The sequence below is a fragment of the Nocardia sp. NPDC005745 genome (assembly GCF_040630775.1).
GTDB lineage: Bacteria > Actinomycetota > Actinomycetes > Mycobacteriales > Mycobacteriaceae > Nocardia.
Map to the genome: position 1 here is coordinate 72001 of NZ_JBEXYF010000021.1, position 12701 is coordinate 84701.

At 69.8% G+C, this 12701-nt stretch carries 8 protein-coding genes; 5 read left to right on the plus strand and 3 right to left on the minus strand.

The features are described from left to right. Window positions 1-148: 148 nt before the first annotated feature. The 3 genes from ABZ420_RS22415 to ABZ420_RS22425 all read left to right on the plus strand — a co-directional run bounded on the left by ABZ420_RS22415 (window position 149) and on the right by ABZ420_RS22425 (window position 4789). Window positions 149-2965 (plus strand): DEAD/DEAH box helicase, encoded by a 2817-nt coding sequence (locus ABZ420_RS22415; RefSeq protein WP_357125849.1) that lies wholly within the window; start codon window positions 149-151, stop codon window positions 2963-2965. Further along, window positions 2962-3729, plus strand: coding sequence for an SWIM zinc finger family protein (locus tag ABZ420_RS22420; RefSeq protein ID WP_357125852.1), 768 nt, complete (start codon window positions 2962-2964; stop codon window positions 3727-3729). The genes ABZ420_RS22415 and ABZ420_RS22420 overlap by 4 nt, the downstream gene beginning before the upstream one ends. 262 nt (window positions 3730-3991) lie before the next feature. Further along, on the plus strand, window positions 3992-4789 hold the full coding sequence (locus ABZ420_RS22425; protein WP_357125855.1) for a helical backbone metal receptor: 798 nt from the start codon (window positions 3992-3994) through the stop codon (window positions 4787-4789). On the opposite strand, the gene ABZ420_RS22430 is transcribed toward ABZ420_RS22425, so the two are convergent. The 3 genes from ABZ420_RS22430 to icmF all read right to left on the minus strand — a co-directional run bounded on the left by ABZ420_RS22430 (window position 4774) and on the right by icmF (window position 9729). After that, window positions 4774-5181, minus strand: coding sequence for a DUF3224 domain-containing protein (locus ABZ420_RS22430; protein ID WP_357125858.1), 408 nt, complete (start codon window positions 5179-5181; stop codon window positions 4774-4776). The genes ABZ420_RS22425 and ABZ420_RS22430 overlap by 16 nt on opposite strands. Before the next feature lie 59 nt (window positions 5182-5240). After that, window positions 5241-6311: an amidohydrolase family protein gene (locus ABZ420_RS22435; protein ID WP_357125860.1), complete on the minus strand. Its 1071-nt coding sequence runs from the start codon at window positions 6309-6311 to the stop codon at window positions 5241-5243. Window positions 6312-6510: 199 nt separating this feature from the next. Further along, the gene (gene icmF / locus ABZ420_RS22440; protein WP_357125863.1) at window positions 6511-9729 is read right to left on the minus strand and encodes a fused isobutyryl-CoA mutase/GTPase IcmF; all 3219 of its coding nucleotides are present in this window, start codon (window positions 9727-9729) and stop codon (window positions 6511-6513) included. 340 nt (window positions 9730-10069) lie between these two features. On the opposite strand from icmF, the gene ABZ420_RS22445 reads away from it, so the two are divergent. Both ABZ420_RS22445 and ABZ420_RS22450 read left to right on the plus strand, forming a co-directional pair. Beyond that, on the plus strand, window positions 10070-11053 hold the full coding sequence (locus tag ABZ420_RS22445) for a DUF2157 domain-containing protein (protein WP_357125866.1): 984 nt from the start codon (window positions 10070-10072) through the stop codon (window positions 11051-11053). A 143-nt stretch (window positions 11054-11196) separates the two neighbouring features. Beyond that, window positions 11197-12696 carry a CoA-acylating methylmalonate-semialdehyde dehydrogenase gene (locus tag ABZ420_RS22450; RefSeq protein WP_357125869.1) on the plus strand — a complete coding sequence of 500 codons (1500 nt, stop codon included), beginning with the start codon at window positions 11197-11199 and terminating at the stop codon, window positions 12694-12696. Window positions 12697-12701 lie beyond the last annotated feature (5 nt).

A 12701-nucleotide genomic window follows, 5' to 3' on the forward strand; every position in this document is an offset into this window, starting at 1 on the left:
CTGCTTCCTCCGCTTCGTTGACGCCGAGCTGCGATTATTCTGCGATGACCTGCGGATATCCCAGTATGTTCCGGTATCGCGCAGAAATCCACAACGCTCGGGCCGCGGTGTGCGCGGCCGTGTCGGAGCCGCCTGCTTTGATGGGGTGATGCTGCACGGACTGTGGTCGCCGGGATCCGGGTTGCTGCTCTGGCACGACGCACCGGTCGCCGCGACCTCCGCCGAGCTTCCCGATCCGCTGGGCGGCGTGCTGCGGGCGTCGAAGTTCCGGCACCGTGCCGAGGTCCTGGTGGTCGCGAACGGCGTCGCCGGTACCGAGCAGGTCCGTGCGCACGCGCTGGCCCCGGTCGCGGCGGCGGAGGCCCTCCGGCAGCGGCTGCCCGTCGAGCTGGTGTCCGGGGATCTGCGTTACCTCGCGCACGTCGCCCGTGGCGTCGAACGCTGGGTGCGCGCCGGGCGTGTCGTGCCGGATCTGCGCAGGGAGGACGGCCAATGGTGGGTGCGCTGGCGGCTGGTCGGCGGGGAGCGGCAACGGGCATGGCTGGCCGAACTGGCGGTCGCCATGCCGGAGGCGCTGCGGGTAGCCGGGCGTCCGGCCGCGCTGCTCGACGACATGGTCACCGAACTCACCGATCCGATCGCCCGGTCGCTGGCCGAACCGCCGGACTCGCCGCATCCCCTGGTAGCCGCCCTGGTCGGCGACACTCCGCTGGACAACGGCAGCTATCAGGTCGCCGAGGTGCTGGAGCGCTGGCGGGCCAGTCTGACCGGCGACGAGCCGGAACTGGTGCTGCGGCTGCTGGAACCGGACGGCGAACTCGGCCTCGCCGACGAGTCGGTGGCGCTGTGGCGGCTGGAGGTCTGCCTGCGCCTGACCGGTGAGGCGCCCAAAACGATCCCGCTGCACGAAGATCCGAATCTCGTGCGGATCGCGGTGGACAAGCTCGGGGCGGCCAAGCGCGCGTATCCGAGGTTGCGTGATCTGCCGAGCGATCCGCGCAGCATGGATCTGCTGCTGCCCACCGAAGTGGTGCTCGATCTGGTCGCGCACGGTGCGAACGCCCTGCACGCCGCGGGGGTGCGGTTGCTGCTGCCGCGCGCCTGGAGTGTCGCGGAGCCGAGCATGCGGCTGCGGGTGGACAGCGCGGTGCCCGCCGCGCAGAGCACGGTCGGTCTGCGCGGCCTGGTGTCCTACCGCTGGGAGCTTGCGCTGGGCGACATGGTGCTGACCCGGGCCGAGATGGAACGCCTGGTGCGCGGCAAGTCCGATCTGGTCCAGCTGCGCGGCCAGTGGGTGCAGGCCGATCACAAGGCGCTGGCCGCCGCGGCCCGGTATGTCGCCGCGCATGCCGACGACTCCCCGGTCACCTTCGCGGACATGCTCGGCGAGATCGCGGTCTCCCGGGTGCCGCAGGTGCCGATCACCGAGGTCACGGCCTCGGGATGGGTGGAGGACCTGCTCGATCGCACGCGCGAGCCCGAAGCCCTCGCCCCGCCCGTCGGGCTGAAGGCACAGCTGCGCCCCTACCAGGAACGCGGCCTGGCCTGGCTGGCCACCATGAGCAGGATGGGGTGCGGCGCGATCCTGGCCGACGACATGGGCCTGGGCAAGACGGTGCAGGTGCTCGCCCTGCTGGTCCACGAGCGCGAGACCGCGTCCGAGCCGGAGCGGCCCGGCCCGACCTTGCTGGTGTGCCCGATGTCGGTGGTCGGCAACTGGCAGCGCGAGGCGGAACGGTTCGCGCCCGACCTGCGGGTGTGGGTGCACCACGGCGCGGGACGGCGGGCAGGCGCCGACCTCGACGAGACGGTCGCCGCCGCGGATCTGGTAGTCACCACCTACGCGCTGCTCGCGCGCGACGCCGAGGAACTCGGCAGGCAGGATTGGGACCGCGTGGTCCTGGACGAAGCACAGCACATCAAGAACGCGGGAACGCGACAGGCGCGGGCGGCGCGGTCGCTGCCCGCGCGGCATCGGCTGGCGCTGACCGGCACTCCGGTGGAGAACCGGTTGGAAGAGCTGCGCTCCATCATGGATTTCGCGATGCCGAAGGTGCTCGGCAGTGCCCAGTCGTTCCGCGCCCGCTTCGCGGTGCCCATCGAACGCGAACGCGACCAGAACGCGATCAGCCGCCTGCGCTGGCTCACCCAGCCGTTCGTGCTGCGCCGGGTGAAGACCGACCCCACGGTGATCAGTGACCTGCCGGAGAAACTCGAGATGACCGTGCGGGCCAACCTCACCGTCGAGCAGGCCGCCCTCTACCAGGCGGTCGTGGACGACATGCTGGCCAAGCTCGAGGACGCCAAGGGCATGGCGCGCAAAGGCGCCGTGCTCGGCGCGCTCACCCGGCTCAAGCAGGTGTGCAACCATCCCGCGCATTTCCTGGGCGACGGGTCGGGTGTGCTGCACCGCGGGGCGCACCGTTCCGGCAAACTAGCCCTCGTCGAGGACGTCGTGGACGCGGTGCTGGCCGACGGCGAGAAGGCGCTGCTGTTCACGCAATTCCGGGAATTCGGCGAACTGGTCGCGCCCTACCTGGCCGAACGGTTCGGCACCGCGATCCCGTTCCTGCACGGCGGTGTGCCGAAGAAGAAACGCGACGCGATGGTCACCGGATTCCAGGCGCCGGACGGCCCGCCGCTGATGCTGCTGTCGCTCAAAGCCGGCGGCACCGGGCTCAACCTCACCGCCGCCAATCACGTGGTGCACCTGGACCGCTGGTGGAATCCCGCGGTGGAGAACCAGGCCACCGACCGCGCCTACCGGATCGGCCAGCGGCGCAATGTGCAGGTGCGCAAGCTGGTCTGCGTGGACACGATCGAGGAGCGGATCGACGAGATGATCAACGGCAAGCGGCAACTCGCCGACCTGGCCGTTGGCGCGGGAGAGAACTGGATCACCGAGCTGAGCACCGACGAACTGCGCGACCTGTTCACCCTCGGCGCGGCGGCGGTGGGCGAATGAGTCCTTTCGTCGACTACTCCGAGTACGGCAAGAAGCTGCCGGTGCGCGGTGGCGTGGAAGCTCGCAGCAGGCGCGGCGGCTTCGGGCGCACCTGGTGGGGCAAGGCGCTGGTGGAATCGGTGGAGCGGATGGCGGAGCCAGGCCGGCTGGCGCGCGGCCGCAACTACGCCAGGTCCGGTCAGGTGGTGAACTACCGGATCGAGCCGGGGGCGGTGACGGCGGAAGTGCAGGGCAGCCAACCGCGACCCTTCACCGCGGTGTTCACCGTGCGTCCGTTGCGCGAGGACGAACTCGAGGAACTCATCGAGACCATCCGCTCGGCTCCGGGCATGCTCGCCGAGATCGCCTCGGGCGCGTTGCCGAGCGAGCTGGGACCGGTGCTGTTGCCGAGCACCGCGGCGGAGCTGGATTTCACCTGCACCTGCCCGGACCCCGGCTGGCCGTGCAAGCATGTGGCCGCGGTCTGCTACCTGCTGGCCGAGCGGCTCGACGAACACCCGCGCGAGATCCTGACCCTCCGCGGGCTCGACCTGGACACCCTGATCGGCGGCATCGAACGCGAGCCGCGACCGCCTGCTTCCGATGACCCCTACGGTGAGCGCATTCCACTGCCGGACCTGCCCGCCGTCGAATTCCGCCCGGCCCCGGAGGATCTCGATCCGATGCTGCTGCGCAAGGCGCTGCGGATGACCTCGGCCGAGGAGACGACCGCCGCGACCGGCCTGCGCGAACTCACCGCGCTCTATCGGCTGTTCGACCGCTGAAAGTTGGTGGGCACCCAGCGTCGGGGCTGTCGGTTACCGCCGGCCTGTCGGGGCGGGATCGATACCGGCGGAGCGAAGGGACCGGAGACTTCCCGACACCGGGTGCCGCTATCCAGTCTCGCGCAGCGGAACTCGGCACGGAACTGCCCCAGTGACGCCCGGACGCTGCCCTTGCGCCGAACTTGCCCAACGGTCGCCCCCGGCCCCGTCCAGCCGGAAAAGAGCGCCGAGCAGCGCAGATCTCCTGTTATAGGCTGACGGTGTGGCAGGGAAGAGCCCAGCGTCCGGGTTGCCTCGCGACGACCTCGGTACCCCCGTGGACCTCCGCACACCCCCGCGCCGGGTGGTGTCGCTCGTTCCGTCGCTGACCGAGGCGGTGGCGCACACCTGCCCGGAAGTCCTGGCCGCCGCCACGCAATGGTGCACGCACCCCGCCGATCTGGCGGTCGAACGGGTCCGCGGGACCAAGAACCCGGACGTGCGGCGCATCATCGAACTCGCCCCGGACCTGGTGCTGTGCAACAAAGAGGAGAACCGCCGCATCGATGTCGAGCGGCTGCGCGCGGCCGGTGTCGCGGTGTGGGTCACCGAGGTGGAGACGGTCGACGAGGCCATGGTCTCGCTCACCCGGCTCTGCGTGGAGGCGCTCGGCGCCGGTGTTCCGGCATGGCTGGCCGAAGCCGAATCCGCTTGGGCGCCACCGCCGCAGGAACCGGCCCGAGCCGCCGTCATTCCGGTCTGGCGCGATCCGTGGATGGTGGTCGGCCGGAACACGTTCACCGGAGACATCGCGCACCGTCTGGGCCTGCGGCTGGTGCATGCCGATCGGCCCGATCGCTATCCGCGTCTCACCGAGGCCGAGCTGACCGTGGGCGTCGACCTGGCGGTGCTGCCCGACGAGCCGTATGTCTTCACCGAAGACGATGGGCCCGAGGCATTTCCGGATATCCCGGTCGCGCTGGTGGAGGGCAGGGCCCTCACCTGGTACGGGCCGTCCCTGGCGACCGCGCGCGGCACGCTCACCGCGCAACTCGCCCGGGCGGCTCAACCCAGGTCGTAGTCGAACCAGATGTGGTGCGTGCCGTCGGCGTCCACGCCGATTCCGCCCGTGCCCGTGATGCCCGCGAGGTCACCGGTGCCGCTGTGCGGGACGATCACGCAGAACTCGTTCGTGCGATCCGCGCCGGTGGTACTAGCGACGTGCAGGAAGTTGAAGGTACCCGCGACACCGTCGAGCGCGCCCTCGAACGACTCCATCGCCGTGTAGCTTCCCACGCCCGTGGCCTGGTCGAACGCGGCGGTGAAGATCGTGGAGGAGCGGCCGTCGATCGCGCCGGCGAACTGCTTGGTGATGAGGGCGACGCCGACCGGCAACGCGGTAGCGATGGCGGGATCGGGCACCACCTCGGTCGGGACGAAATTGTGCACAGAGAAGGTGCCGGTAGCTTTCACGCGGCCGATGGTAACCACGGGCACCGACATGACCGACCGTCCCGGGCGCCGGTCCTGGTTCAGTCCGCGATCCGGTAGACGCGCTGCGCGGTGGTCCGGAAGACCTGCTCCAATTCCGTCCTTCCGCCGCCGTGGCCGGTGACGGCGGTCGCGATCGCCTCGATGCTGTTGCCGATGCTGGTGACCGGCTTGTCCACGGGGAAGTTCGAGCCCCAGATGAGACGGTCCGCGCCGAAGACGTCCAGCGCGTGCTCGACCAGCGGGCCGATCCGGTCGAGCAGGTCCCCCGCGGGCGTCGGCGTGCCCCGCGGCGGGATCGGGTGGCCCAGGATCGGCATCATCAGCCCGCTCACCTTCGCGACCACGTTCGGGCGCGCGGCCAGTTCGGCGAGATCGTCGCGCCACCGCACCAGCAACTGCCTGCGCAGCCCGGGATTGGTACCGGTGTGTTTGCCGACCGCGCCGAAGATCCCCGCGGGGGTGCCGAGGTGGTTCAGCACGATCGGCACCTCGGGATAGCGTTCGGCCAGCGCCGTGACGTCGGGAATGGCGTGCGAGTACACCCACGCTTCGAACGAGAGGCCGCGCTCGGCCAGCCGCGCGAAGCCGTCCAGGAATTCCTTGGTGGTGAGCTTGCCGGCCGCGTCGGTGAACGATCGCACGCCGGGATCGGGATGGTGGGCGACCATGGTGCGGACACCGCGCAGCAGCGGTGACGCGGCGGCGTGCGCGTCGAGCAGCTCCGCGAAGGCCGGATCGGCCGGGTCGCCGCCCGCGAGGATCGCGCCGAGCCGCGGGGCCGCCTCCAGCGGCAGCCCGGCCACCCAGGCGGTCTCCCCGGCCTTCCCCAGCGGTCCCCGCTGCGACCATTCGACTTCGATGTGCGCGATCACCTCGATGTGCGCGTTGCCCGCGTCGGCGCGGTAGTCGAACGGAAGGTAGGGCCGCAGGTAGGCGACCGGATCTCCGACGAACTCACGGTCGCGCCGCGGTGCCAGGCGCTTGGCCGCGTCCACCGGGACCGGCAGCAGCCGGAACAGTTTCGCCAAGGCGCTGAAATCTCGCGGTGTGGTGAACGGATCCCACTGGTGGATGTGTGCGTCGATGATCCGAATACCCGAGAGCTCCATGTCTGCCATCCCAACCGCGCCGAAGGTTTGCTCGGCGATTGTCACATGCCCCGCACACGGCGGGCCCGTAATCCGCGGGAGCCGCCCCGCGCGGTGGCCCCGGCCGGATTCAACGGTGTCCGCCCGGCTCCCTCGCGCGAGCCGGGCCTACCGGCCGACGCGGGCGCACCGGCTGCTCGACGTGCGCGCAGCTACCGGCTCACACGTTGCGGCGGTACTGTCCGCCGACGGTGAAGAACGTGTCGGTGATCTGCTGCAACGTGCACACCCGGGCGGCCTCCATCAGCACCTCGAAAATATTGTCGTCGGTGCGGGCGACCGCTTCGAGCCGGGCGAGTGCGGCATGGGCGCCGTCCCGGTGGCGCTGCTGGAATTCGCGCACCCGTCGCAGCTGCGACTGCTTCTCCGCTTCGGTGCCGCGGGCCAGCTCCAGCTCCCTGTGCGGCTCGTCGTGGGAGTTGCGGAAGGTGTTCACCCCGACGATCGGCAGCGAACCGTCGTGCTTGCGCTGTTCGTAGCGCATCGATTCGTCCTGGATCTTGCCGCGCTGGTAGCCGGTCTCCATCGCGCCGAGCACGCCGCCGCGTTCGCTGATCCGCTCGAACTCGGCCAGCACGGCCTCCTCGACCAGATCGGTGAGTTCATCGATCAGGAAGCTGCCCTGCAGCGGGTTCTCGTTCATCGCGACCCCCCACTCCCGGTTGATGATGAGCTGGATGGCCAGGGCGCGGCGTACCGATTCCTCGGTCGGGGTGGTGACCGCCTCGTCGTAGGCGTTGGTGTGCAGGCTGTTGCAGTTGTCGTAGATCGCGATCAGCGCCTGCAGCGTGGTGCGGATGTCGTTGAAGTTCATCTCCTGCGCGTGCAGCGACCGGCCGGAGGTCTGGATGTGGTACTTCAGCTTCTGCGACCGCTCGTTGGCGCCGTAGCGGTCCCGCATGGCGACGGCCCAGATGCGGCGGGCCACCCGGCCGATCACCGAATACTCCGGGTCCATCCCGTTGGAGAAGAAGAACGACAGGTTCGGCGCGAAGTCGTCGATGTGCATGCCCCGCGCGAGATACGCCTCCACATACGTGAAACCGTTGGCCAGGGTGAAAGCCAGCTGGCTGATCGGGTTCGCGCCCGCCTCGGCGATGTGGTAGCCGGAGATCGACACCGAGTAGAAATTGCGCACGCCGTTGCGCACGAACCATTCCTGGATGTCGGCCATCATGCGCAGGCTGAACTCGGTGGAGAAGATGCAAGTGTTCTGGCCCTGGTCCTCCTTGAGGATGTCGGCCTGCACCGTGCCGCGCACCGTGGCCAGGGTGCGGGCGCGCAGGTCGGCGGCCTCGGTGTCGGTCGGCGGACGCCCCTGCTCCGCCGCGAAGCGGTCCAGCGCCTGATCGATCGCGGTGTTCAGGAAGTAGGCCAGGATGGTCGGCGCGGGGCCGTTGATCGTCATCGACACCGAGGTGGTCGGCGCGGTCAGATCGAAGCCGTCGTAGAGCACCTTCATGTCGTCGAGCGAGGCGATCGACACGCCGGACGTGCCGACCTTGCCGTAGATGTCGGGGCGCTCGGCGGGATCGTGGCCGTAGAGCGTCACCGAATCGAAGGCCGTGGACAGCCTTTTCGCGTCGGAATGCTCGCTGAGCACTTTGAACCGGCGGTTGGTGCGGAACGGGTCGCCCTCGCCCGCGAACATGCGCGCCGGATCCTCGTTGTCCCGTTTGAACGGGAAAACCCCTGCGGTGAACGGGAACCGCCCGGGCAGGTGCTCGGCGCGCAGGAAGCGCAGCAGCTCGCCGTGATCGGTGAATCGAGGTAAGGCCACGCGCGAAACGGAGTTGCCGGACAGGGTTTCCCGGCGCAGCGGGGTGCGGATCTCCCGGTCGCGCACCCGGACCACTTGTTCCTCCCCGCGATAGGACTCGGCGAGGGCGGGCCACTCGGCCAGCAGTGCGGCGTTCGCGGGCGTCAGGTCGGCGCGGGCGCGTTCGGCCAGTTCGGCGACGGCCGTGTCCCCGGGCAGTTCGGCCGCCACCTGCTCGAGGCGTTGCAGCCGTTGCGCGGCGGCGACCTGCGCCGCGGTCTCGGCGTGGTAGCCGCGCACGGTCTCGGCGATCTCGGCCAGGTAGCGCACCCGCGCGGGCGGGACGAGCTGGGCGAAGCGCGTGGACGTGCGGGTGTTCACCCGGGGCAGCGCGCCGGGCTCCAGCCGCAGGCCGTGGCCGGCCAGCAGGCCCGTCAGGTGCTGGTAGAGCGCGGTCACCCCGTCGTCGTTGAACGTCGCCGCGCTGGTGCCGAAGACCGGCATGTCCTCCGGCGCGGCATGGAACTCCTCGCGGTTGCGGATCAACTGCCTGGCCACGTCACGCAGCGCGTCCGCGGCTCCGCGACGCTCGAACTTGTTGATCGCCACCACGTCCGCGTAGTCCAGCATGTCGATCTTCTCCAGCTGGGAGGCGGCGCCGAACTCGGGCGTCATCACGTACATCGACACGTCGACGTGGTCGGTCACCGCGGCGTCGCCCTGACCGATGCCGGGGGTCTCCAGGACGACCAGGTCGTAACCCGCTGCCTTGCAGGCGGTCACGATCAGATCAATATTGTCCGGCAGTTCGCGTCCACCGCGGGTGGCCAGCGAGCGGAAGAAGACGTGCTCGCCGTCGAGGGCGTTCATCCGGATGCGGTCGCCGAGCAGTGCGCCGCCCCCGCGCCGCCGGGTCGGGTCCACCGCGAGAATCGCCACCCGCACCTTGTCCTGCTGATCCGAACGCAGCCTGCGCACCAATTCGTCGGTGAGCGAGGACTTTCCGGAGCCGCCCGTCCCGGTGATGCCGAGCACCGGCACGGTGCGCGCCGCCGCGGCCTCGGCCAGCTTCCGCCGGTCGGCCTCCGGCAGCGCATCCGCTTGCAGGCAGGTGATGGCGCGCGCCAACGCGGCGCGCTCGCCGGAGAGCACCGCGTCCGGCACCGGCGGCTCGGTCGCGAGGTCGACGTCGCAGGCGCGGATCAGCTGATTGATCATGCCGGGCAGGCCGAGTCGCTGTCCGTCCTCGGGAGAGAAGATGGTCACGCCGGACGCGGCCAGTCGCGCGATCTCCTCCGCCACGATCACGCCACCGCCGCCGCCGAAGATCCGCACGTGCTCGGCTCCGGCCTTCTTCAGGGCGTCGGCGAGGTATTCGAAGTACTCGACGTGGCCACCCTGGTAGGAGCTGACCGCGACGCCTTGGGCGTCCTCGGTGAGCACGGCGTCGACCACCTCGCTGACCGAGCGGTTGTGGCCGAGGTGGATCACCTCCGCGCCCTGGCTTTGCAGGATGCGGCGCATGATGTTGATCGCCGCGTCGTGGCCGTCGAACAGGGCCGCCGAGGTGACGAAGCGAACGGGATGGGTGGGAGCGTAGAGCGCGCTGCTGTCGGCCACGGGATTCCTCTCGGGATTCCATTGTCGCCCGATACTAGGACGTCAAACTAATCGTACGGTGACTGCGATCACATCGCCAGCGTCGCCGCCGGGCTGTCCGCGTCGCTGTTGCCGTTCCGTTTCGGGTCGGCGGCCGGCGGATTTCGGTGGCGGTCGACGAGTTCGATCGCGGGGCGTTTCGCGCAACTGTCGCGGCAGGCCACGGCGGTTGGCATCGTGACTGCGGGCATTTCGGCGGGGATCGTCGCGGGACGGATGGCTCAGACGGCGGTGACCGTGGGCGATACCTCGCTCCGGCCGATTGTGTTGTCAGGACGGCCGACTCGGACATACTGGGCCCATGGTGAGCGACGACAGGGCGGAAGCCGCGGTAGGGCGGCTGGTCGCCGAGCGTGTGCTGACCCGCGATCAGGCCGACGCGGTGCTCGCGGCGCTCGCCGTCGAGCGGGCGGCGGTGGTGGCGCGTGGGAAGGTGCTCGCCGAGATCGCCTCCTACGTCGGAGCGGGTTTGCTGTTCGGCGGAATCGCCCTGGTGGCGGCCTCGTCCTGGGACACGCTCGACCGGCCGGTGCGGGTGGGCGTGCTCGCCGTCGTGTCGGCGGGTCTGCTGTTCGGGGGCGTTCTGCTCGCCGGGGTGCCGACCGGCCGCACGAGCGCGAACAGTGCCCGCGCGAGGCTGGCGGCCGTGCTCTTCGCGCTCGGGTCCGTCGCGCTCGCCGGGTCCGTCGGCACCGCGCTCGAGAACGCGAGCACCGATGCCGCGTGGGTTTTCGCCTGTGCGGCGGGAGCGGTGATCGCCGTACTCGGTTACCTCGCGCTGCCATCGGTGATCGGACTGCTGGTCTGCGCCTGCTTCGTGCCCGCGGCCGTCGCGGGGATCATCACCGAAGTGATCGGACTCGACGACACCTGGGGCAGCACGGCGGTACTGCTGCTCGGTGGTGCGTGGTTCGCGCTGACCAGGCTCGGCGCCCTCGTGGACCTCCGGATCGGATACCTGATCGCGATCGTCACGTCCGTCGCGGCCGCGCAGAGTCTCGACATCGATGGCCGGACCTGGGCTTACGGGATCACGGCGCTGATCGCCGTGGTCTGCTTCGCGTTGTACGCGACCCAGCGGTCGGCGGTGCTCGTCGTCGGGGGCGGTGTGGCCATCGCGGTGGCGGCGGGGGAGGCGGTCTCGGAATGGACCGGCGATTCGCTCGGCGCGGCGGCGGTGGTCGTAGCGATCGGCGCGGTCACGCTCGGGTTGGGCGCGTTCCGGTTGGTGCGGCCGCGGCGGACGAAGGAAGCCGATCCGGCCGTTCCCGTGCCGAAGCCGTAGGCGGGGGCTGAACGAACCTCAGCTGGGGAAGGCGTGGGATGAATCACATCGGCCCCTCGGCATTGCTGATACTTGGACGTCCAACTATAGGATGACCGCATACCGCACCGCGGTGTCCCGATCGCTACGAGAACAGGACTGGCATGGTTCGCGAACTCACCCACTTCATCGGCGGACAGCATGTGCCGGGCGCTTCCGGCAAGTTCGGCGACGTCTTCGACCCCAATCTCGGCCAGGTGCAGGCGCGGGTACCGCTGGCGAGCAAATCCGAGGTCGAGGCGGTCATCGCGAACGCCGAGGCCGCGCAGCCGACATGGGCCGCGTTCAACCCGCAGAAGCGGGCGCGCGTTCTCATGAAGTTCCTCACCCTGGTGCAGGACGAGATGGATTCGCTGGCGGCGCTGCTGTCCTCCGAGCACGGCAAGACCATCGCCGACGCCAAGGGCGACATCCAGCGCGGCCTCGAGGTGATCGAGTTCGCCGTCGGTATCCCGCACCTGCTCAAGGGCGAATACACCGAGGGCGCCGGCACCGGCATCGACGTGTACTCGATGCGCCAGCCGCTCGGCGTCGTCGCGGGGATCACCCCGTTCAACTTCCCGGCCATGATCCCGCTGTGGAAGGCCGGTCCCGCGCTGGCCACCGGCAACGCGTTCGTGCTCAAGCCCTCCGAGCGCGACCCCTCGGTGCCGCTGCGGCTGGCCGAGCTGTTCCTCGAGGCCGGTCTGCCCCCAGGGGTGTTCAACGTGGTCAACGGTGACAAGGAAGCCGTCGACACACTGCTGCACGATCCGCGCGTCAAGGCCGTCGGCTTCGTCGGCTCCACCCCCATCGCGCAGTACATCTACGAGACCGCGACCGCGAACGGCAAGCGCGCCCAGTGCTTCGGCGGCGCGAAGAACCACGCGATCGTCATGCCGGACGCCGATCTCGACGACGTCGCCGACCAGTTGATCGGCGCGGGCTACGGGTCAGCGGGCGAGCGTTGCATGGCCATTTCGGTGGCCGTCCCGGTCGGTGCGGAGACCGCCGACCGCCTGGTGGCCAAGCTGACCGAGCGGGTGCACAAGCTCAACGTCGGTCGTTCCGACGACCCTGGCGCCGATTACGGGCCGCTGGTCGGCCAGGACGGCGTGAACCGCGTGAACAACTACGTCCAGATCGGTGTCGACGAGGGCGCCGAGCTGGTGGTGGACGGACGCGGCCTGGTCGTGGAAGGCGCCGAGGACGGCTACTTCGTCGGCGCGACGTTGTTCGACAAGGTGACCCCGCAGATGCGGATCTACCGCGAGGAGATCTTCGGTCCGGTGCTCACCGTGGTCCGCGCCAAGGACTACGAGGAGGGCCTGCGGCTGGCCAACGAGCACGAATACGGCAACGGCGTGGCGATCTTCACCCGCGACGGCGACACCGCCCGCGACTTCGCCGCGCGCGTGCAGGTCGGCATGGTCGGCATCAACGTGCCGATCCCGGTGCCGATCGCGTACTACACCTTCGGCGGATGGAAGCGTTCCGGCTTCGGCGACCTGAACCAGCACGGCCCGGATTCGATCCGCTTCTACACCAAGACCAAGACGGTGACGCAGCGCTGGCCCGCCGGGCTCGAGGAGAGCAACGCGTTCGTCATCCCGACGATGGACTGACCCGG